The following is a 21,867-nucleotide window of genomic DNA, read 5'->3' as shown; positions in this document are numbered from 1 at the left end:
TCCAACCACCAACCCTTAATCCTCGAAGGAATTCCTCATGGTGAACACCACAGAACGGCGCATCGTCGTCGTCGGAGCTTCGCTGGGCGGCCTGCGGGCAGCTGAACAGCTCCGTGCGGCTGGCTGGGATGGCGAGATCGAGGTCATCGGGGATGAGCCCTACGCACCCTACAACCGCCCTCCCCTGTCAAAGGAGCTCCTTGCCAACCCGGGTCTCTCAGCCGATGAAGCTCTCGCGAAGGTGGCCTTCAGACGGAGGAAGCAGACGGAAGATGTCACCTTCCGTCTCGGCTCCGCCGTGGTCTCCTCGAACCTTCAGGAACGGGTCCTGTGCCTTGCCGACGGCACCCAAGTAGCTTTTGACGGGCTCGTCATCGCCAGTGGACTGCGCGCACGCCGTCTGACTGCACCCGGGCCGACGGTGGGTAGGCACGTCATCCGGACCCTTGATGATAGCCTGGCGCTGCACTCCGAGCTGAAGCCCGGCGCCCGGGTCGTCGTCATCGGCGCCGGCTTCATCGGCTGCGAAGCCGCCGCCACCGCTTTCGAACTGGGGTGCGATGTCACCCTGGTCGAGGGAGGCAAAGGACCCATGCACAGGCCTCTCGGCTCCGATGTGGCCGAGGCCTTCCGCCGCCGGCTGGCGAGGCGCGGCATTACGTGCCTGGCTAACCGCCATGTCGAGGAATTCGAGGCCTCCGACACCGATCCCACCAGAGTGGGCGCCGTCGTCCTGGCCGGAGGTGAACGCCTGCCCGCAGACGTGGTCATAGAGGCAGTCGGCTCCGTACCCAACGTCGAATGGCTCGAAGGCAACGGCCTGGACCTCACTGACGGCGTGCTTTGCGACGAATGGCTCCGCCCGGTGGGAACCAGCAACGTAGTCGCCGTCGGAGACATCGCCCGATTCCCGGATCTACGGCTGCGCCAGACACCGCGCAGGATCGAACATTGGGCCACCCCCGGAGACACCGCCAAGACAGCCGCACGTACCCTCGCCGCAGATCTTGCCGGCGCCTCCCTCCCTGATCCGTGCGATGCACTACCGAACTTCTGGTCGGACCAATTCGGTCTACGCATCTCCGGGCTCGGCAGCCCCGCCCTGGCCGACGAACTCGCGGTCATGGAAGGCACCCTGGACGACATCGACGCCGGGATCGCAGTCGGTTACTGGCGCGACAACGTCCTCATCGGCGTTGTTGTCGCGGGCCTGCCAGCGCAGCGGCTACTGCAGTACCGCACCCAACTGACTGCCGCCGCGGTCTAAGCACTTCACATTTCCCTAGAAAGAAGAGACCAATGACGCTCACACCGACCCGAGACGTAACGGACATGTACAAGGCCCTGTCAGAGCTCATGCTCGACAACACCGCCCTTGATCGCCATATCCAGGCCAACCTGCAGCCCGACGTTATCGCCGACATCAAGAACAAAATCGAGGCAGCCGGCGTCGAGTACATCTACTACATGCTCCCGACGCTTGGATCCAGGAACATCGCGAAGATGGTGCCTGCCAACCACTTCGCCCGCAACTTCCAAAAAGGCATCGCGTTCCACCGCACCGCCTTGGCGGACCTGCAAACCTCCCGGCTTGGTCACCTCATCGGGGGCGGCATCGAAGCCAAGGAGTTCGTCGGTATCCCAGAACCGGAAACCTTCACCGTCCTTCCCTGGGACACCAAGGTCGCCCGGATATTCTGCACGGCCTACGAGCCCACACACCTTCCAACCGTCGGCGGCCGACCCCTCGCACTGGACTCACGGCACCTTCTGCGCATCATGCACGCGGCCTTCAAGCAGGTGCACGGCCTCGAGGCACGCTCAGGTACCGAACCGGAGATGACATGGGAGGGCGAAGGCCTGGACGTGAAGACCAGGCCAGGCGGATCACCGGCCTACCAGGTCGACAACCTCGAACGGATGCGCCCGATCTACCAGCGCCTGGTCACCTACGCCAAGGCCATGGGCCTGGACATGATCGAGGGAGACTACGAGGACGGCGGCCAGCTCGAACTGAACTGGATGTACGACAACGTCGAACTCACCGCCGACCGGCTCGTCACCTACCGGCAGATCTGCAAGCAGGTCGCCCGAGAGTTCGGAGTGACCGCATCCTTCATGCCGAAACCCGCCATCGGCACCATGGGTAACGGCTGTCACCACAACCTCAGCCTCTGGGACGGCGACACGAACGTGCTCCTCGACAAAGGCGTGGACGAACTGCACATGAGCGAAATCGGCCGGCACGCTATCGGCGGGATCCTCAAACACGCCTCCGGCGCGATGCTGATCATGGCTTCGACGGTCAACTCATACAAGCGCTTCTGGGACATCGGCCAGTTCGCGCCCTCCACCATTGACTGGGGCCTCGATTCCCGCGCTGCGCTCATCCGCATCTCCGCCAACGGCCGTATGGAGTTCCGGGTGCCCGACGCCATGGTCAACCCCTACCTTTCCCACGCAGTCCTGCTCGCGGCCATGTCCGAAGGAATCCTGAAGCAGATCGATCCGGGCAACCCTGCCGGAGACGGACGCCCGACACTGGACCACGGGATTCTGCCCCGCACCCTCGGCGAAGCCATCCAGGCGTTCAAGGACGACAAGCTCGTCCACGACGCGATGCCCGAAAAGATGAAGGACGTTCTCATCGAACTCAAGGAGGACGAATGGGCCCGCTACTGCGGGGCCGTCACCGACTGGGACCACGACATGTATTGGGAGTCGATCCCGTGACCGGAACACTACGACTCGCCTGCATTGACTCCGAGGCTGCACCTCTCTTTGACGCGAGCAAGGACGGGAAAACACGCACCGGGTACGAACCGGAAGCTGCCGCACTGGTGGCCGAGCAGCTCGGTTACACCCTAGAATGGGTATTCACCGATTGGGACGATATGATCCCCGCCGTCCAGCAGGGCCGGGCTGATGCCGTGTGGTGTGGGCAGGGAATCATCCCGTCCCGACAGGAACAGCTGGACTTCACCCGCCCCTACGCCGTCTTCAACGAGACAGTTTTGGTGCGCGCAGGTGATCCTGCGAGGAAACCAGAAGATCTCGCTGGCTACCGGATCGCAGCCATCGCTGGAAGCGCAAACATGCGACTAGCCGAGACTTTCGATGGTGGCATCACCATCCCGTTCAGCAGCTCCGCTGACGTATTCGGGGACATGATTGCGGCGCTACGAAACGGCACCGTCGATGCCATGGTCGACGACGACGTCGTCACCGTTCCGCTAGGCGACGACCCCGACTTCGACATTGCTTTCACTGCCCAGACCGAGAACCCCTGGGGGATCGGCATCGCCAAGCACAACCAGGAACTGCTGCACGCCGTGGGCACAGCACTCGGTGAGGTCATCGCCGACGGCCGGCTGGAACAGATCTGGAACAAGTGGATGCCCGACCTGCCCTTCCCTCCCGCACTGTTGAAAGGCACACGCTCATGACCCAGGGCACAGCACGCACCCCGCTCATCGGAGTCACCGGAATGTGGGCGAACTCGGTGCATGGCCTGCGTTTTGACGGACTCGCCGCGGCCATCGAGGTCCTGCGCTCCATCGTGCGCGCCGGGGGAGAGCCCGTCATCCTCTTCCCCGGATCCGAAACAGACCCGGACGAACGGTACGACGCACTCGACGGTGTGGTCGTACCCGGCGGCGCGGACGTTGACCCGACCCGCTACGGAGCCCAGGCTGATGCGACAACCAAGGTGACCGACCATCCGGGGCAGGACGAAGCAGACCTTACGGTCATTCGGGGTTGCATCGAGCGCAAGATTCCTCTCCTGCTCATCTGCCGGGGTATGCAACTGCTCAACGTGGACCGTGGCGGCAACATGATTCAGCACATACCGACGTCGCCGATCAACCACGTTGACAGCACTCACCTCGTCGACGTCGCCCCGCACTCCAACCTGGGCCGGGCCCTGCACGGGCAGGATCCCATGGTTTCCTCCTACCATCATCAGGGGGTCGATCGAGTCGGGAAAGACCTGGTCGTCGTCGGTCGCGCCGAAGACCACATCATCGAAGCGTTAGAGATCCCGGGTGTACCCATGATCGCCGTCCAATGGCATCCGGAGGACAATGCCGTGACCAGCCCCACGGACCACGCGCTCTTCCAGTGGGTTGTTGATGCAGCCCGAGACCATCACGCGGCTAAGAACGAACGCCGGTCGGCCCAACAGGAAGTGAGCGCATGACCAGGTCCTCCTTGTACCTCTCCCAAGACGATGTAATACCCTCCGGTACACAGGAACTGCCTGAGGATGCGCCACGGGTGGCCGTCGTCGTGTCACTGAACTTTCCAGGGCTCACCTCGCAGACACTCGAGTTAATGCGTCGCTTCACCCGGACCGCACTGCAGACCCTTGTCGACGTCGGAGCGAGGCCGGTCCTCGTGGACTCCAGCGCACCCGAACTCCCAGACCCATCAGTTACCGGGACAGCCGACGGAGTACTCGTCCTGGGGGGAGGGGACATAGATTCGTCGCTCTACGGAGTGGAGGGGCCGGTGCCTAACGAATACGGCGTCGATCCACGTGCTGATGTGTACACGATGCAACTCATCGACCAAACCCTGAGCCGCGACGCTCCGATGCTGGCGATATGCCGCGGTTCCCAGCTGCTCAATCTCACGTGCGGAGGCACGATCATCCCAGACCTCGATCCATGGCACCTGCACCGGGGTGGACCAGGTCAGCCCGTCTTCCTCGATGAGGACGTCACCATTACCCCGGGCAGTAAACTCGCCGGCATTTTTGGATCTGAGCAGATCACCGTACGGTCAGGCCATCATCAGGCGGTAGGGAAAATTGCTCCCAGCCTGACACCCAGCGCCGTCGCCAATGATGGAATCATCGAAGCGACTGAGCATCAGCAAGCCACCTGGGTGGTGGGTGTCCAGTGGCATCCGGAGGATGACGATGGGTCAGCTGAGGACCGACGGAATCTCTTCACGGCGTTCGTGGAGCAGGTGCGGTCTAACAAACGTGGATCTTTCGGCGCTTCGATGGCCAGAGGCCGCTGAACGTCATAGCTGAAGTGCACTATGCAGGCAGGTCAGCTGGCTGCCCGGGCATCGGCAGCCGGCTGACCTGCGCTTGAAACGCGCCTGACGCACTGCTCCGGCAGTCAACAGCAAGTGAAGCCTTCCTACCGCACAGCCCATCCCCATCCACGTGAGCCGCTTACCAAGGAGTACAGCAGTGACGGCAATGCTTATCATCGGTCCGCCCGGAGCAGGCAAAGGGACCCAGGCAGCTCGCATTGCAGAGCGCCTTGGTATTCCAGCCATTTCAACCGGGGACATCTTCCGCGACAATGTCCGTCGGCAGACCTCACTCGGAATGAAGGCCAAGGCTTTTCTGGATAGCGGCGATTTTGTCCCCGACAGTGTCACGAACAGTATGGTCCGTGATCGGCTCGCTCAAGAAGATGTCTGCGATGGCTTCCTTTTGGATGGCTACCCCCGCACAGGTGCCCAAGTCCTGGAGCTGGATGACATCTTGCGGACAAATGACGTGGAGCTCAACGGCGTCCTGCAAATCACCGCTGGCGAAGAAGAACTCGTGCGGCGGCTGATTCGCCGCGCCGAGACTGACGGCCGCTCGGACGACACCGAAGCGGTGATTCGTCACCGGCTGAAGATCTATCACGAGCAAACAGAAGCAGTCGTGTCTCTCTACGACCAGCGAGGCATCGTCACGAGAATCAACGGTATAGGGACGATCGAGCAGGTTACTGAGCGAGCCCTGATGAACTTCAGCCCTTCGTACTAAGACGTGGCCTTCCTCCCGTCACCGAATTCCTCAGTCCCGGCGCCACTGCCTCCAACCAGTTACGAAACGAGCTCATCAGATCGACGACTTCGGTCGTTTTCGATGGTGGAGTCGACTCCGACGAGGTAGATGCCCAACGAGTCCGGGTACAGCGCGGCCGCTTGGCGTGCATCGAAACCAGCGAGTAGTTCGCCGCTCACCAGATGAGGTGCACGCCCGACAACGACGCGCCCCACCTCATTCACCACGGTCGCGTCCTTGAGATCAAGGTTGTGAAGCAACGGAACGAGCACCTTCTCCAGTTCCCCTACGAGAATGTCGACCCCGAAGATGCCGAGGAAATCGCCCGAATCCGATTCGATGGGAACCGAGACAGTCACGATGTACTGGTCGTACCCGAGGTAGTCCACGTAGGGGCCATCGAGGATTGGGGCCCTGTTTTGACGAGCCTCAGCGAACCATGGCATTGACTGGTAGTCATAGAATCTGTCGGTGCCCGAGGTGGTATCCATGATCAGCCGGCTCACCGCGCCCTGCTGATTTTTTGCCCACCAGTAGTGGCATTCAGGCGCATCAGGAACCGGCGGTGATGCCAACATCGCTCCAGCCCCCGCAACCATAGGGAAAGCATCCAGCACAGCCATGGAAAAATTCGACACCAACATAGTTGAGAATGGGTCTCCTCCGGCACTGCCTGAAAGATCTGCCAACGACCTCGCCACCGCATGAGCGTTTTTCGTTAGATCGGCCACCAACTCCGCGAAGATGTACCTGATCGCATCCTCGCTCGATTTCACCGACTCCCCTTGTTCGCGCTGTAGGGCTTTGAGCTTCAATCGGATCAGGTGACTGAAGACTTCCCGCAGGTGGACTTCGATCAGTTCCGTAGCCCGAGCAGAGTCGTTGTCCTGGAGGGCCTCGATGACAGCCGAGTAGTGAGCAAAAGCGCGCTCCATGACATCGTCATTCTCTGGGTTTGACCACAGCAAGGGAGCCAGGCGGGATCGTATTCTCACAGCGGCGTGGGTGAGGTGCATCGATTGCGATACGACAGCGATTTCGATATGGAACCGGCTATCGTTGACGGCCATCTGCGACGGGCTGGTCGAACTCTTGAGGGCACCCAGCAGATGCCGCAGTCGCTGGAAATCTGCTGCCGTGCCTCGACGGCAGGCTTGTGTCGCCGACGCAGCAAAGACGGCGAGGGAATGATCTTCGAGATCCCTCAGTTCGGCCATTGTCATGCTCTGAAGCAGCATCTCGCCTCGGTGCTTCCAGCTATCAGCTGTCCCAACAAGGAAGCTCCCGCCGTACCGACCGCGCCGCGTCTCGATTATCCCATCGTCCCTGAGAGCGGCCAGCGCCTCGCGCAGCGTTGGCACTGATACCTGCAGCATTTCCGAGAGCTGCTGCTCAGAAGGCAGTTTTTCACCCGCGCGCAGCAAGCCAAAAGAGATGGCCGCATCGATCCGATCGATCAGTTGGCTGACCTTGTCCTTACCGGGATCGCTGGGAGACGTTTCCTCCAAGATCGATAAAAAATTACGCATAGGACAAAACCCTTCGGCGATGCAGGTGCTACCTTCAGGTCTTAGTATACCTAAAAAATCTGAAGTAACATTTTCAGTCGAAACTATTTCCCCTGCGAATGCGCCTTAGCCTGGCTGCGAATAGTGCTTGCCCGGCTGAAACGAATCATCGGCGCTGCTCCTGCCGCGATAATTGCTCGTGCGGAGAATTAGGATCTGGGCAGAGACGCAAATAGCGCTGCAGGGGAGTGCATAGCAGGACTGCGACCTGCAAAGAATGGCGGATCCGTACTCTGGGGCAGACCGAAAAAATGCTTACTGTTCAGGGCAAAATGCCGCCTGGTTGTACGGAAACACTAAAGGACAGCGAGTGAATGTAGCAAGGAATTTTTGGGCCACTGCTGGGCGCCATACGGGCCGCGCTAGTTGCGAGGCAGACTACGAGAGAGTCTCACGTCGACAGGTGGCCGTGCCAGTACGACAGTGCCCTCCGCCAGCTGCTTGAAACGTTATTGATTGACTTGGCTGTTCTCGTCGCCTGGTCGCGCTGGAGGGGCCAATGGATGCAAGCATCAGCTACCGCCGGGATTGCGACTGCCTGAAACACTGCGATTATTCACCATTACAACCGGCACCGCGGCGTCGATGCTGTGCCCGTTTCTTCTCGCGCCACCTACCCTAGTAGTGACGATAACGGCAATCTAGAGCGGATTCCAATGAGCGCAGAGAACGAGAGCCAGCACCAGCAGCGAAGTAGAATCAGGCGCTTAGCGGCTCGAAGCTGAGCAAGGAGCCACTGGCTAGGATTGCTGCTCGGTCTCGCCTATTGGAGCTCGATGACGCACAGTAGGTGATTCAAATCCAACCCAAACTAATACATCAGAGGCAAGGGTCGGGGCTGACAAGAGTGCTCGATGGTATCGCCGCTTCGGTGGTCGATCCAATAGCAGGAGATAGACATGGCATGCATTGTTTGAGCGGTGATAGCTATGCTCGAGGCCCCATTGGAACCTTGGTCCATGTCACGGGTTCCCCAAGCAGGGACGGCATCATTGTTCCCTGAGGAATGAAGCGCAGGGTCGCTTCATTGGCTGACACTCGCCACAGTCCTGTGCTTGGGCAATGCGTTCCGGTTCGTGCCTCTAAGTCCATTTTTGGGTAAGCGGAACGGGAAAGGGTCTGGTTAGTCATCACTACCGCCTCATCGAGTGATCATCATTGATGACATCAACACTAGGGGAGTGGTCACGCCTTTTATTGGACATTTTGCACACCTACCATCTTTCGGTAGTCGTTTCGCCCAATAAAAGTTGAGAGAGCTCGCTTTACATGTCGGGTGCCCGGGGATTTCCGGTGAGACTGCCCGTCACGACCTGGAGGGCGCACCGATGGGACCGGTTCGAGGAGCTCCTGATCGAGGTGCCTCTTGCGGCTATGCGGGAAGCTGGGACAAGCGCGGACGCAACGCCACGAGCGGCATCCTTGCCAGCCAGTGCCTGACCTCGTCGTCCGTGGAGCAGACAGGGCTGACCCTGTCGAAAACAGCTGACCTGTCGGCGACCTGGATTGCATATCAGGCATGGCGAACAACGCATTCCAGCTGACGTCGGGCTGAGTCAGCGGGACGAGCAGACCAGGAGGGGTCGGCACGTGCTCCTACTGCACGTACCGACCCCTCATGGCGGGTCAGCTGACCGCGGGAACCGGAACCCCTCAGGCGGTGCGGATCATCTTTTTGTTGACGAATTCCTCGATCGCGAACCGGCCGAGTTCACGACCCGATCCGGAGCGTTTCACGCCCCCGAAGGGCAGCTCGGCGGCGTCGCCGAGTACCAGGTTGATCCAGACCATGCCGGCTTCGATCGCATCTGCGACACGCAGGGCCTGCTCCTGGTCGGTGGTGTAGACGTAGGACCCGAGGCCGAACGGGGTGTCATTGGCAAGGCGCACAGCTTCTTCCTCGGATGCCACTTTGTGAATCATGGCGACCGGGCCGAAGAACTCCTCGTGATAGGCGTCCATCTCGGGCGTCACCTCGGTGAGGACCGCTGGAGGGAAGAAGTTCCCCGAGACCTCGCCTGTTACCGAGACGGTCGCACCTTGGGACACGGCGCGCTCGAGCTGCTCCTCAAGTCGTGACGTCGCGGCGGCCGAGGAAAGCGGACCCAGCAGAGTGCCATCGGCCATCGGATCGTTCGGCTGCACCTTCTTCATGGCCTGCGTGAATTTATCGACGAATTCCTCGTAGAGGGAGTCGATGACGATGAAGCGTTTGGCGGCGTTACACGCCTGACCGTTGTTATCCAGGCGTGCATTCACCGCGTCTTGGACGGCCCCTTCGAGGTCCTCGGTGGAGAGCAGGATAAACGGGTCGGAGCCGCCGAGTTCGAGCACCACTTTTTTGAGATGCTTTCCGGCGAGTTCGGCCACGGCCGCACCCGCGCGTTCGGACCCGGTCACCGAGATCCCCTGCACCCGCGGGTCCGCGATGACGGTGGCGATCTGCTCATTCGTGGCATAGAGGTTCTCGTACACGTGCTCATGGGCACCAAGTTCGGCTTCCGCGGCGTCGAAAATCTGCGCGATGGCCGCCGCTGACTCCGGGCACTGCGGAGCGTGCTTGAGCAGGACAGTGTTGCCAGCCACGATGTTCGGGCCCGCGAAGCGCGCCACCTGGTAGTAGGGAAAATTCCACGGCATGATGCCCAACAGCACGCCGAGCGGTGCACGACGGATGAAGGCAGAGCCAGTGCCCTCGGACAACTCGATGGGTTCGTCGGCGAGAAAATCCGCGCCGTTATCGGCGTAATACTGATAGATCGCCGCAGCAAAGTCGACCTCGCCCAGAGCCTGATCAAGCGGTTTGCCCATCTCGCGCACGATGATTTCCGCCAGCTGTTCACGCCGTTCCGTGTGCAGGGCCGCTACCCGGGCGATCAGCGCTGTCCGCGCTTGAATCGGGGCCGAGCGCGACCACTGCCGGTACGCGTCGTGAGTGTTCGAGACCGCTGCGTCCACTTCCTGATCAGTGAACGTGTCGTACTCGCGAACGGTCTCCCCGGTGGATGGATTGACGACGGCATAGGAACTCATATGGTTTCTCCTTTGGACGAAGGGTCGTGAACAGCATTGGAGGCATACCAACGGTGCGTAGAAACGTGCGCTCCAAAAAGTTCTTGCGCGGCAGATCCTGGCTACCTCTGGTCTAGCATCATGCCTCACTCTCCAACGACCAACATCAAGAACCTCATGAACGGGGCACTTGGGACTGCTCCACTTGGTATCTCGGGGAGTGCTTGCCCAAAGGAGGGGCAGAAGCTTGTGGTGGTAAAGCTGGAGCCGAATGATGGTCAAGATGTAACGTTCCAGTTGTGCGAACTGCCCAATTGTGCCGGAAGTGACCCTAGTGACGTCACCGTGCAGATCGTCTAAAGCTGCCTTCTTGTCTGTACAGATCGCCAAGATGGCTCGGGCGTGGGCCCGTAGGGTTAGCCCGTGACCGATTCATTCCACATCCGGCCTGCCCGCACCAGTGATGTGGCTGCCATCAAAAGGCTGGTAGCCCCCCTGGCGAAGCAGCGGATCCTGATGACAAAGGAGACGGTGGCCTACTACGAAAGCCTGCAGGAGTTCCAAATTGCGGAGTCCAGCCAGGGTGAGGTGATCGGCTGCGGCGCCCTGCACATCATGTGGGAGGACCTGGCAGAGGTCCGCACCTTGGCAACTTCCGAAAGCTGGCGCGGCCAAGGTGTTGGTCACGCGCTCATGGAGAGTCTAATCAAGGGAGCCCGCTCGTTGGGCGTTGCTCGCGTTTTCTGTCTCACCTTTGAGGTGGACTTCTTCAAGTGCCACGGCTTCGAGGTGATGGCTGACCAATCTGCGGTGGACCCCGAGGTGTACTTGGAGCTCCTCCGCTCACACGACGAAGGTGTTGCGGAATTCCTAGACCTCGCCCGGGTGAAGCCCAACACCCTAGGCAACACACGCATGATCCGGTTCCTTTAGGCCGCGCAGTGCCTTGATGATGCCACTGCAGCTAGCAGGCCGGCGTCGACTCGCGGTGGTAAATGCGGAAGGGAAACTTCTCGGCCCGCTCTGCCTGGAAAGAACCGGCCTTGGCTACTGTAGTGACGATGGAGTTGCTGCCCGCACAGCCAGACTGGAAATGCCCGCACCAAACGGATGAGGAAGTTCCACTTTGTTACTCGTCGTCATTTTTACGCCGCCCCCGGCACATATCTGGATTGCCGATAATTTACCTTATGTCAAGTTATGTTGACGCGGTCGATCCCCCCGGCGCCGCTACCGAAGTGCTGACGAGAAACACTGCGTCGGGACGCGTGCACCGACTCCTCTGCTACTCGCAGCTCAGCCGCAGAACCTGGTTCAAAACGTTTGTGCAGACAGTGTCTGCACAAGTGTCTGTCGATGACGGGTTGAGCCTTATCGGCTCGTTTCGGGGTAAGGCTGGGCACACATGGAGTTAGACCTGCTACTGATGGACTACGTGCAGCTGTGCGGGTGAATTCAGACTTACAGACTGACTGACGGCTGAGCACTAGTGACGCCTCCAGAGGTTCCTTCGGCACAAGCACTTCCACCTCGCGATGTCCCTTGAGGCACGGCGATTTCCTCGTTCCGGTGAGCGGGTCAGGAAGGGACTTATAGGGCACCCTCCTACTGCGCGTTCTCCGATGCGATCTGGTCGAACGCCGCGGTGAGTTCGTCGGCCGCTGGCAGGGCGCGTTGTTCCGCAACCGGCAGGTTTTCGTAGGTATAGGTGGACACGGCCATGGGTGATTCGGAGCGGCCGAGAGCGTAGCGAACGGTGTGGTCGTTCTTGCTGCCGCAGATCAGGATTCCGACGGTGTCATTGTGTGTTTCACGGCGAAGTTTGTCGTCGACAAGGGCGACGTAGAAGTTCAGCTTCCCGGCGTATTCGGGCTGGAACTTCCCGGTCTTGAGCTCGATGACGAAGTAGCGCAGCTGCTCGACGTGGAAAAACAGCAGGTCGATGTAGAAGTCGTCTCCCTCGACCTCGAGGTGTACCTGTCGGCCGACGAACGCGAACCCTGGGCCTAGCTCCCGGAGGGTGTCGACGATGCGGTCCATGAGGGCCTGCTCAAGATCCCGCTCGGCGACCTCGCCGGAGAGTCCGAGGAACTCGAAGGCGTAGGGATCCTTGGCTGTCTGCTGTGCCATTTCGGAGTCGGCTGCTGGCAGGCTGCGGGTGAAATTTGACGGCGCCGTGCCGGTGCGCTCCATCGACTTGTTCATGATCATGTTCGCCAGCACGTTCCTGGACCACCCGTACTCCACCGCTGCGGCGGCGTACCAGTCACGCGATGCCCGGTTGTCGAGCTTGTCCAGAAGCAGGACGACGTGGCCCCACGGCAATTGTCCAACAGCCTGTTGGACAATTGCTTCCTCGTCCCATGCCGCTGCGAAGGCCCGCATGTACTGCAGGTTGCTGCGCGACAGACCGGTCATGTCCGGGAACTCAGCCCGCAGATCATCGGCCAGCTGCTTCATGACACCGGTCCCCCACCCCTGGCGCTCACGCCGGATCAGAATCTCGTGGCCCAGGTGCCAGTACAGCTCGATCAGCTGCGTGTTGACCGTCCGCTGGGCTCTCTGGCGAGCACGCCGCACGCGGTCTTTCAGCGCCTGCAGGGTCGAGCCGTACCCGTCAGGCAGGGCGACGTCAGGGGTTGTCATGCTTCGATCCTTCCAGAACCCCACTGACCCGCCGAGTCATTGAGCCGCCCCCGAGCCCCTGATGAACACCCACGGTGACACCCGCACGCGCCATCTCCAAGACGTGTGCCCGCCGCGCCGGTTCGAACGACCCCCTTGTTCCTCTCCGAATAGTCCAGAAATCGGCAGCCAGCGAAACCAAAACCGGCTACCCCGCGTGCGCCTGTACCCTGTTGCGACGCCCCCCACAACGATAGGACTGAGATACACCATGGCAACGGATTACGACGAGCCACGCGTCCGTCCGGAAGACCAGCCGGCTAATGAGCCGCTCGAGGCTATCCAGGCCCAGCGCAGCACCACCACGCAGACCGCCGTCATCGACGTAGAGGACGGCGACACCGCCGAAGGCTTCGACCTGCCCGGTGCCATCCTCGAAGAAGAACTCCTGGTGCAGGTCATCCCTGTCCAGGAGGACGAGTTCACCTGCATGTCGTGCTTCCTCGTCCATCACCGCACCCAGCTCGCCCGCGAGAAGAACGGCGACAAGTACTGCGCCGAATGCGAAGGCTGACCACTAGCCAACTGAAGGACCGTCGATGTCAGTTGCTCATCATCCCAGTCCTCAAAGGACTGCTGACGACCGGTAGCCCACCTTATGTCGCTCAAGTCGATACCGACCCGGCTTGTCCTCGTCCATCGCTCTTGGTGCACCGCCCCCCGAGTACACTCGGAACGCTCCGGGAGTTCCTCCCGGCGGGAGCGAGCGGGGGACGCGGATGGCGCAGGATGCACCTGTCAGGACGGTGCTTATGGGATTCGGGCACGGCGGCCGCGTCTTCCACGCCCCGCTGATCGCCCACGACCCGCGCTTCGAGCTCGCCGCGATCGTGACGGGAAGTCCGGACCGACAGCAGGCGGCTAGGAGCATGTACCCCCGCGCCGCCGTCGTCGGGACCCTGGACGACGCCCTCCAGGCGGTGCCGGACCTGGACCTGGCCGTTCTCAGCACGCCCAACGCGACCCACGCGCCGCTCGCCACGGCAGCGATCGGCAGGGGGCTGCACGTCGTGATCGACAAACCCTTCGTGGTGCGCTCGAAGGACGGTGAGCGCCTCATCGAGGCCGCACGGGCGGCGGGCCGCCTCCTCGTGCCGTTCCACAACCGGCGGTGGGACGGCGACTTCCTGGCCGTGCGGTCGGCCGTGGAGTCGGGCTCCCTGGGCAGGATCCGGACCTTCGAATCCGCGCTGGAATCCTGGAAGCCGTCGATCACCAAGCAGTGGAAGCTGGAGGCCGGACCCGGGGACGGCGGGGGAGTCCTCTACGATCTCGGTCCGCACCTGATCGATCAGGCCCTCACCCTGTTCGGCCCTGCCGTCCCGGTGTTCGCCGAACTCCGGCTGGACCGCGAGGGCGCCCGGGCCGACGACTCCTTCTTCCTCGCTCTCCGGCATCGCGACGGCCTCACGAGCCACCTCCATGCGGGGACCCTCGTGCCACTGGCCCGTCCCCGTTTCCGGGTCATGGGCGACGGGGCCGCCCTCACCATCGCCGGTACAGACCAGCAGGAGGAACTCCTGGCGGCCGGGGTGCTGCCGGGTGAGATCCCGGGCAGGCCCGTGGATCCAGACCACGCCGCTGGGCTCCTCGTGCGGAACGGTCACACCGAGCCGTTCGCCGTCCGCCCCGGCACGTACACCGCTTTCTACGCCGGCCTGGCGGCCGCCATCGGGGGAAGCGGTGCGCCGCCGGTGGCTGCCGAGGATGCGCTGGAGGTGGTGCGCATCATCGAGCAGGTGCATGCCGCCTTCCCTGCCCTGCGCGGGGCGGGGAAGGCGGCCGGGCGGGGACGCTAGACCAGCGCCGCCCAGTCCTCGACCAGGTCGAGACCGTGGGCCTGCGACACCGAGTGGTGGGCCACGGTGCCCGACGCGACGTTGAGGCCTCGGGCGAGCGCCGGATCGGCATGGAAGGCGGCCCGCACACCCTTGTCCGCGAGCGCGAGCGCGTAGCGGAGGGTCACGTTGGTCAGGGCGTAGGTCGAGGTGTTGGGGACGGCGCCCGGCATATTGGCCACGCAGTAGAACAGCGACCCGTGCACGGTGAAGGTGGGGTCCTCGTGGGTCGTGGCGTGCGAGTCCTCGAAGCATCCGCCCTGGTCCACGGCGATGTCCACGAGCACGCTGCCGGGCTTCATGCGGGCCACGAGCGCGTTCGTCACGAGCTTCGGCGCCCGCGCCCCCGGGATGAGGACGGAACCGATGACGAGGTCGGCCTCGAGCACGGACTTCTCGATCTCCAGGGAGTTCGATGCGACGGTCTTCACCCGGCCCGTGTACAGGGCGTCGAGCTCGCGGAGCCGCGCGATGTTGATGTCGAGGATCGTGACCTCGGCGCCCGTGCCGACGGCCATCGCCGTCGCGTTGGTGCCGGCGACTCCGGCTCCGAGTACGACCACCTTCGCGGGACGGACTCCCGCGACGCCTCCAAGCAGCAGCCCGGGACCACCGGCGGGGGCGGTCATCACCTGGGCGCCCACCTGCACCGAGAGCCGGCCGGCCACCTCGGACATCGGGGCGAGCAGGGGCAGGGCCCGTCCGTCCTGGACGGTCTCGTAGGCGATGGCCGTCACGCCGGCGTCGAGGAGTGCCCGGGTCAGCTCGGGCTCCGCTGCGAGGTGGAGGTAGGTGAAGAGGATGAGGCCCTTGCGGAACCGGTGGTACTCGGCGGCGATGGGCTCCTTGACCTTCAGGACCATGTCGGCGCGCGCCCAGACGTCGTCGGCGGCATCGACGATCTCCGCGCCTGCGGCCTCGTACTCCGCGTCGGTGATGGTGGAGCCGACGCCCGCTCCCCGCTCGACCAGCACGGTGTGCCCGTGCGCGGTGAACTCGTGGACGCCGGATGCGGTGATGGCGACACGGAACTCGTTGTTCTTCACTTCTTTGGGGACGCCGATGATCATTGGGTTCTCCACGGGATCGGGATGGGCGGGTAGCTCCAGAATAGGGACAGGACCTCAAGCCCGCGGCCGATCCCCGACGAACGAGCGGCACCCCTCCGCGGGGCCTGACCAGCCGGATGGAGCCTCGAACCCGTCATTCCGCGGCTCTCGCATTGTGTGAGCTGGACCACTAGCATGCGTCCGCTCCGGCCGCCATCGACAGATGTCGAGTTCGAGAGCGGCAGATGTCGTCCGGACCGCGCTGCCCGTCTACTGTGGGGCTGTGCAGAACCAGGTCATCGAGGACGTCGTCGAATCGATCGCGCAGGAGCTCGGGCGCGGCCTCTCCCTCGAGGACCCCGACGGCGTGCTCCTCGCCTACAGCAGCCACCAGACCTCGGCCGACCGCGTGAGGGTCAACTTCCTGCTGAGCAAAAAGGTTCCCGCGGACGTGAGCGAGTGGCAGCTGCGCCACGGGATCGCGCGGGCCGTGCGCGCCGTCGCCGTACCGGCGAACGAGGAGCTCGGGATGCTGGGGCGGGTGTGCGTCCCGCTGCTGGTGCGCGGTTTCCGGGTGGGCTACCTGTGGGTGCAGCAGCAATCGGACGACGATCCGGCGTCCGGCATCCTGGCGGCCCTGCCGGCCGTCCGGCCGACCATCGACCGCCTCGCCGAACTGCTCCTCGAGACGGACACGGCGTCCTCCGAGCGCCGGACGCAGCGTGAGGCCACGTTCCTCGCGGCCTGCCGCGGTGTCGCCGCTGCCGTCGAGGAACTGCGGGGCTGGCGTGAACTCGGCGGCGGGCCCTGGCGCGTGGCGGTGGTGCACGAGCTGGCCGGGGCGGGGCCGGACGGGCCGACGACGGCGGCGCCAGGAGGAACGCCCAGGGGTTCGCTGCCCGGCTCACGGGCGGAAAGGGCTTCCGCCGGGCGGACGGAGCCGGCGGGGGGCGATGGCCACGATCCGCACGAGGCCGCCCTCCTTCAGCGGACCCTCGCGCTCCAGGCGACCGTCGGCGTCGCACCCGTCCTGTTCAGCGCCGGAGCCTCCACCTTCTCCGTCCTGCTGTGCACCCCGGACATCGGGCGGAGGGCCCTGCAGGAGGTCCTCGACCGGTACCGCGCCGAGGTGTCCAAGCGGGCGGGGCGCCCTGCCGGCCGCGTCGTGCTCGGGCTCGGCGAACCCGCAGCCGATCTCCGGGGCCTTGCCGACGCGTTCTCCCAGGCGCAGCACACCGTGCAGGCGGCCTCGGTGGACCCGCAGCTCGGCGACGTGTCCTCCTATGCGGAGATCGGCGTCTACCAGTTCCTCGGTGCCGTGGGCTGGCAGGCGCCCGCCCACGGCAGTGTGCACTTCGCGGAATTGAGCGACGCCGACCGCGTGGGCGAGCTCCTTCCGGTCCTCGAACTGCTCTACGACAAGAACGGCTCGGTGCAGGATGTCGCCGCGCAGCTCCACCTGCACCGCAGCTCCGTGTACAACCGGCTGGCGCGGATCCGGTCGCTCATCGGCGCCGACCCGCTCGGCGGCATGGTGCGGCTGGAACTGCACCTCGCGCTCAAGGCCCGGCGCTGGCGGTCCCGCCCCCGCTTCGAGCAGTCCTAGGACGCGGCCGGATCCGCCGGCTTCGGGGTAGCGGGCGGGGCGGACGGATCAGTACGCCGCAGCTGGCTGCGGAGCCACTCCTCGACGTCGGACCTCCGCAGGCGCCGGTGGGAGCCGCGGTACTCGACGGGGAGGGTGCCTGCATCCGTGAGCTTGCGCAGGTAGCTGTGCGAGATCCCGGCGAGTTCGGCCGCCTGGGAGGTCGTCAGCAGCTCGGCCACCGAGGTCACCTGGACGGCGTCGCCGTCGGACAGCCGGGCGAGGAGGTCGACGACGGCGGCCTGCGCCTCGGCGGGAAGCCGGTGGGCGGTGCCGTCCACGAACACCGTCACGTCGGCACTGTCGGTGAGGGCACGCCGCAGGGGGCCCGCCTGCTCGGGTGGGAGTGCTGCTGCGGATCTCGGGGCCCTGGCCGTCATAGGGACATTGTGCCAGCCGGCGGGCACGCCATCCCCAGGGGCAGCACGGGGCCTTCGCTTCCGCAACGCGTAGCGGGTGCCTATATTTGGATGTAAGTACCCTTACTACTTGCTTCCAGCGTCGGTTGCAAGACTGGACGGTGATCATGATGACAACAATCGATTCCGGGCGGAGCCTGCGTACGAGCGGCTCCTTCTTCCAGATGGACACGGGTGAGGCACCCTCCTGCCCCCGGTGCGGAACCGACGAATACCTGATCTTCGAGGAATTCGTCCCCGTGCGGCAGGCGGACCACTCCATCGACCTGATCGCGGCCAGCGCGAGCTACACCTGTTCCGAGTGCGGCACCTTCAACGCCCATACGGTTCCGGCATCGTGGCGTCCGCCGCAGTGGTTCTGGTACAGCTGATTTCCTGATCGTCTCCGGCAGGCTGGTCCGTCCGCCGCAGGTGGCCGGACCTGCGCGGGGTGCCGTGCGGGCGAAGACAGCCCGCGGGCCATTTGCTGCCGCCCGGGCGCAGGTTCCTTCCCTTGACCTTGACGGTGCGTCAACTCCTACTGTGGGTAGCACCGGCGCCCCGTGTGCCGGGAAGAGGAGGAGGGCAGATGGATTACCCCATCACCGCCGTCGCCCGGCTGGCCGGCACCACGAGCCGCACGCTGCGCCACTACGGTCACATCGGACTGCTTCAACCGTCCCGCGTCGGGGCGAACGGCTACCGGTACTACGACTCCGCGGCCCTGCTGCGGCTCCAACGCATCCTGCTGTTGAGATCGCTCGGACTGCCGTTGCCGGCGATCCGCGTGGCGATCGACGACGGCGCCCCGGACAGCGCCGCAGAGGCTCTGCGGATCCATCTCGACTACCTCCATGGCGAGCGTCACCGGCTCGACCGGCAGATCAGCGCGGTCTTCACAACGGTGGAGGCCCTCGAACGAGGAGAAGAACCCATGCCAGAGAAGATGTTCGACGGATTCGACACCGCGCGCTACAGGGACGAGGTCGAGGAGCGGTGGGGGCCCGACGCCTACGCGCAGGGCGATTCCTGGTGGCGCGGCAAGACCGACGACGAGAAGGAAGCGTTCTCGAGGAAGGTCGCCGACCTCAACAGGGGCTGGACGGATGCTGCTGCGCGGGGAGCAACTCCGACCAGCGATGAGGCACAGGCACTCGCCCGGCAGCACATCGAGTGGCTCTCCGGGATCCCCGGCGTGCCCTCCGACGAGGACGGCGGCCCGTCGGCGGAGTATGTCCGCGGGCTGGGCGACATGTACGTCTCCGATCCCCGCTTCGCGGCGAACTACGGCGGCCAGGGCGGTGCGGAGTTGGTGCGGGCAGCACTCCACGAGCGGCTTGCACGGTCCTCCTGACGTCGGGGAACGGGAAGCCCCTCGGGCCGGACGGCACAAGCCTGCGCATCGGCTGCCTCCGGCACCGTCGGCTCTCCTATGCTTGAGCAACCACCACGGCGACCGTCCTCCCGAGGAACGGCGCCCGGACGACGGCACCGGGAGGATGACGCAGTGACGACGGACAGCAGCGCGGACCCGCAGAGCCTGCCGAGCCGGGCCGCGGACGTCATCGAGCAGGTCTCCGACACGCGCGCACTCGATGTCACGGCGCGGCTGGGGTTCGCGGCGCTCGCACTGGTGCACGTGCTGATCGGCGCCATCGCACTGCGCATCGCTTTCGGCGGCAACGGCGAGGCCGAGCCGACGGGCGCGCTCGAGGAGGTCGCCGAGGGGCAGTTCGGAACACCGATCCTGTGGGTCTGCGCGATCGGCTGCGCCGGCCTGGCCCTGTGGCAGTTCAGTGAGGCGACACTGCGCGCGCGGCATCTTCCCACCGGGAAGCGGATCGGCAAGCACATCTCCTCCGGTGCGCTCGTCCTCATCTACGGGTCCATGGCCGGCACGTTCGCGCGCTTCGCACTCGGCGACGGCCCCGACTCCTCCGAGTCCACCGTCGACTTCACGCGGTCCCTCCTGACCTCGAACTTCGGGGTCCTCCTCGTGTTCATCGCAGCAGGCGTCATCCTGGGGATCGGGGTGCACTTCGTGGTCAAGGGCATGCGCCGCGGCTTCCGGCCGGAACTCAGGAAGTTCGAGGACACGCACCGCGGGCGGGTCATCGAGGTCTTCGGCGTCGTGGGGCACGTGGCCAAGGGCCTCGCGCTGCTCCTTGTGGGTGGCCTGTTCGTTCTCGCCGGCCTGGACCGCAATCCGCAGGAATCGACGGGGCTGGATGGCAGCCTCAAGTCGCTCCAGTACCACCCGGTGGGCGTCTACGTCCTGACGGCGATCGCCGTCGGCCTGATCTGCTACGGGATCTTCGCGGTGATCCGCTCCATCTTCGGCCGCATGTGAGGCCGCGCGGCCGCACGCGGGACCCCCTTCGGAGTCCCACCTGCGACCGCACGTAGCGGGGTCACCTCGCCGAGGACAGTGCCGCGTCCGCGGGTTCGTAGCGGACGGTCCGGGCCGCAGCCCGGGCCGCCGCCCGGATGCCGGCGAGACCCGGGCCGGCAGCCAGGAGGCCGGCGGCACGTGCCTGGACGAGGATGTTGCCGAGCGCGGTCGCTTCCACGGGGCCCGCGAGGACGGGCAGGCCTGTCCGGTCCGCGGTCAGCTGGCACAGCAGCGCGTTCTGCGACCCTCCACCGACCACGTGGATGACGTCGATGCGGTGACCGGACAGCCGGGCGGCGTCGTGCAGGGTGCGGGCATAGGCATCGGCAAGACTGTCCAGGATGCATCGGACCACCGCTTCCCGCGAGAACGGTGCGGCATGCCCTGCAGCTTCGGCTGCCCGGCGGATCCGTCCCGGCATCCCGTCCGGGGCGAGGAAGTCGTTGCTGTCCGCGTCGATGGTCGGCCCGCCGGCAGGTAGCGCCGCGGCGGCTGCGAGCAGCCCGGCGAGGTCCGGCTCGGGCCCTTCGATGCCCCACTCCCGCAGACATTCCTGCAGGAGCCAGAGGCCACCCGTGTTGCGGAGGTAGCGGATGGTCCCGTCCACGCCGCGCTCGTTGGTGAAATTCGCCTCGCGGCTCTCGTCCGTGAGGATCGGCGCGTCGAGTTCGACACCGACCAGCGACCAGGTGCCGGACGAGATGTAGGCGAAGTGGGGCGATTCGGCCGGGACGGCGGCGACGGCCGACGCGGTGTCGTGGGAACCGACGGCGACGACGGCGGTGGACCCGGGAAGTCCCGTTGCCGCGGCGACGGCGGGCAGCAGCCGGCCGACCACCGCGCCCGGTTCCACGAGCGGAGGGAAGAGGTCGGGTGCCAGCCCGAGCGGGGCGAACAGGTCCTCCGCCCACGTGCCCGTCCCGGCGTCGAGCAACCCTGTGGTGGACGCATTGGTGGCCTCGGTGCGGCGCACGCCGGTCAGCCGGTAGGCGAGCAGGTCCGGGATGAGCAGTGCCTGCACCCCGGCCAGCGACCGCTCCGCCGCCAGCTGGTACAGCGTGTTGAAGGGCAGGAACTGCAGCCCGGTGCGCGCGTACAGCCGTTCCGGCGGCAGGGCGGCGTGCACGACGCCGATGGTCGCGTCGGTGCGGGCGTCGCGGTAGCTGAACGGCAGGTGCCGGAGCGTGCCGGAGCCGTCGATCAGCCCGTAGTCCACCGCCCAGGTGTCGATCCCGATGCTCGTGACGGTGTCCCCGGCCCGCGCCGCCATGTCCGCGGCGGTCGCCAGTCCGGCGACCACCTCGGTGAACAGTGCCTCGACGTCCCAGCGCAGGGCACCCCCGATGAACTGCGCGCCGTTCGGGAAACGGTGCGCCGTCACCAGCTCGGGACCGTGGTCCGTCAGCTTCCCGAGGATCACGCGTCCGGAGGATGCCCCGATGTCGACGGCGGCGAAGACTGCTCCAGAACCGACGCCCAT

General features: G+C 64.5%; 19 protein-coding genes. 13 read left to right on the top strand and 6 right to left on the bottom strand.

Annotated elements, in window-relative coordinates:
- Nucleotides 1-37: 37 nt before the first annotated feature.
- From ACX80J_RS04550 to ACX80J_RS04525, 6 genes are all read left to right on the top strand, one after another.
- The gene (locus tag ACX80J_RS04550; RefSeq protein ID WP_459346988.1) at nucleotides 38-1,267 is read left to right on the top strand and encodes an NAD(P)/FAD-dependent oxidoreductase; all 1,230 of its coding nucleotides are present in this window, start codon (nucleotides 38-40) and stop codon (nucleotides 1,265-1,267) included.
- A 32-nt stretch (nucleotides 1,268-1,299) separates the two neighbouring features.
- On the top strand, nucleotides 1,300-2,733 hold the full coding sequence (locus ACX80J_RS04545) for a glutamine synthetase family protein (RefSeq protein WP_459346987.1): 1,434 nt from the start codon (nucleotides 1,300-1,302) through the stop codon (nucleotides 2,731-2,733).
- Entirely contained in the window at nucleotides 2,730-3,446 is a 717-nt protein-coding gene (locus ACX80J_RS04540) for a substrate-binding periplasmic protein (RefSeq protein WP_459346986.1), read from the top strand. Before ACX80J_RS04545 ends, ACX80J_RS04540 begins: the two co-directional genes overlap by 4 nt.
- A complete protein-coding gene (locus ACX80J_RS04535) occupies nucleotides 3,443-4,201 on the top strand; it encodes a gamma-glutamyl-gamma-aminobutyrate hydrolase family protein (protein WP_459346985.1) in 759 nt (252 codons plus the stop codon). The genes ACX80J_RS04540 and ACX80J_RS04535 overlap by 4 nt, the downstream gene beginning before the upstream one ends.
- Nucleotides 4,198-5,028, top strand: coding sequence for a gamma-glutamyl-gamma-aminobutyrate hydrolase family protein (locus tag ACX80J_RS04530; RefSeq protein WP_459346984.1), 831 nt, complete (start codon nucleotides 4,198-4,200; stop codon nucleotides 5,026-5,028). Before ACX80J_RS04535 ends, ACX80J_RS04530 begins: the two co-directional genes overlap by 4 nt.
- 187 nt (nucleotides 5,029-5,215) lie before the next feature.
- Nucleotides 5,216-5,779, top strand: coding sequence for an adenylate kinase (locus ACX80J_RS04525; protein WP_459347439.1), 564 nt, complete (start codon nucleotides 5,216-5,218; stop codon nucleotides 5,777-5,779).
- Between the two features lie 59 nt (nucleotides 5,780-5,838).
- Here ACX80J_RS04525 and ACX80J_RS04520 read toward each other — a convergent pair whose 3' ends face one another.
- Nucleotides 5,839-7,329: a GntR family transcriptional regulator gene (locus tag ACX80J_RS04520; protein ID WP_459346983.1), complete on the bottom strand. Its 1,491-nt coding sequence runs from the start codon at nucleotides 7,327-7,329 to the stop codon at nucleotides 5,839-5,841.
- A 1,692-nt stretch (nucleotides 7,330-9,021) separates the two neighbouring features.
- Nucleotides 9,022-10,401 (bottom strand): NAD-dependent succinate-semialdehyde dehydrogenase, encoded by a 1,380-nt coding sequence (locus ACX80J_RS04515; RefSeq protein WP_459346982.1) that lies wholly within the window; start codon nucleotides 10,399-10,401, stop codon nucleotides 9,022-9,024.
- Between the two features lie 402 nt (nucleotides 10,402-10,803).
- On the opposite strand from ACX80J_RS04515, the gene ACX80J_RS04510 reads away from it, so the two are divergent.
- Nucleotides 10,804-11,313, top strand: a complete 510-nt coding sequence (locus ACX80J_RS04510; RefSeq protein WP_459346981.1) for an amino-acid N-acetyltransferase — start codon at nucleotides 10,804-10,806, stop codon at nucleotides 11,311-11,313.
- 672 nt (nucleotides 11,314-11,985) lie between these two features.
- On the opposite strand, the gene ACX80J_RS04505 is transcribed toward ACX80J_RS04510, so the two are convergent.
- Complete coding sequence (locus tag ACX80J_RS04505) at nucleotides 11,986-13,026, bottom strand: PDDEXK nuclease domain-containing protein (RefSeq protein ID WP_459346980.1); 1,041 nt, start codon at nucleotides 13,024-13,026, stop codon at nucleotides 11,986-11,988.
- A gap of 250 nt (nucleotides 13,027-13,276) precedes the next feature.
- On the opposite strand from ACX80J_RS04505, the gene ACX80J_RS04500 reads away from it, so the two are divergent.
- Both ACX80J_RS04500 and ACX80J_RS04495 read left to right on the top strand, forming a co-directional pair.
- Nucleotides 13,277-13,579, top strand: a complete 303-nt coding sequence (locus ACX80J_RS04500; protein WP_459346979.1) for a DUF4193 domain-containing protein — start codon at nucleotides 13,277-13,279, stop codon at nucleotides 13,577-13,579.
- 238 nt (nucleotides 13,580-13,817) lie between these two features.
- Nucleotides 13,818-14,864, top strand: a complete 1,047-nt coding sequence (locus tag ACX80J_RS04495) for a Gfo/Idh/MocA family protein (protein ID WP_459346978.1) — start codon at nucleotides 13,818-13,820, stop codon at nucleotides 14,862-14,864.
- Here the strand turns inward: ACX80J_RS04495 and ald are convergent.
- Nucleotides 14,861-15,973 carry an alanine dehydrogenase gene (gene ald / locus ACX80J_RS04490; RefSeq protein ID WP_459347438.1) on the bottom strand — a complete coding sequence of 371 codons (1,113 nt, stop codon included), beginning with the start codon at nucleotides 15,971-15,973 and terminating at the stop codon, nucleotides 14,861-14,863. The two genes, ACX80J_RS04495 and ald, sit on opposite strands and share 4 nt — an antisense overlap.
- Nucleotides 15,974-16,235: 262 nt before the next feature.
- Here ald and ACX80J_RS04485 point away from each other — a divergent pair, with 262 nt between their 5' ends.
- Nucleotides 16,236-17,558, top strand: coding sequence for a PucR family transcriptional regulator (locus ACX80J_RS04485; protein WP_459346977.1), 1,323 nt, complete (start codon nucleotides 16,236-16,238; stop codon nucleotides 17,556-17,558).
- Here ACX80J_RS04485 and ACX80J_RS04480 read toward each other — a convergent pair.
- Nucleotides 17,555-17,977, bottom strand: a complete 423-nt coding sequence (locus tag ACX80J_RS04480; RefSeq protein WP_459346976.1) for a helix-turn-helix domain-containing protein — start codon at nucleotides 17,975-17,977, stop codon at nucleotides 17,555-17,557. The two genes, ACX80J_RS04485 and ACX80J_RS04480, sit on opposite strands and share 4 nt — an antisense overlap.
- A gap of 146 nt (nucleotides 17,978-18,123) precedes the next feature.
- Here ACX80J_RS04480 and ACX80J_RS04475 point away from each other — a divergent pair, with 146 nt between their 5' ends.
- The 3 genes from ACX80J_RS04475 (at nucleotide 18,124) to ACX80J_RS04465 (ending at nucleotide 20,345) form a co-directional block, all read left to right on the top strand.
- Complete coding sequence (locus ACX80J_RS04475; protein WP_459346975.1) at nucleotides 18,124-18,387, top strand: hypothetical protein; 264 nt, start codon at nucleotides 18,124-18,126, stop codon at nucleotides 18,385-18,387.
- 197 nt (nucleotides 18,388-18,584) lie between these two features.
- The gene (locus ACX80J_RS04470) at nucleotides 18,585-19,349 is read left to right on the top strand and encodes a MerR family transcriptional regulator (protein WP_459312506.1); all 765 of its coding nucleotides are present in this window, start codon (nucleotides 18,585-18,587) and stop codon (nucleotides 19,347-19,349) included.
- A gap of 153 nt (nucleotides 19,350-19,502) precedes the next feature.
- Nucleotides 19,503-20,345 (top strand): DUF1206 domain-containing protein, encoded by an 843-nt coding sequence (locus ACX80J_RS04465; protein WP_459346974.1) that lies wholly within the window; start codon nucleotides 19,503-19,505, stop codon nucleotides 20,343-20,345.
- Between the two features lie 61 nt (nucleotides 20,346-20,406).
- Here ACX80J_RS04465 and ACX80J_RS04460 read toward each other — a convergent pair whose 3' ends face one another.
- On the bottom strand, nucleotides 20,407-21,867 hold the full coding sequence (locus ACX80J_RS04460) for a rhamnulokinase (RefSeq protein ID WP_459346973.1): 1,461 nt from the start codon (nucleotides 21,865-21,867) through the stop codon (nucleotides 20,407-20,409).

Source organism: Arthrobacter rhamnosi, assembly GCF_054510975.1.
This window is presented reverse-complemented; position numbering and strand designations above follow the sequence as displayed.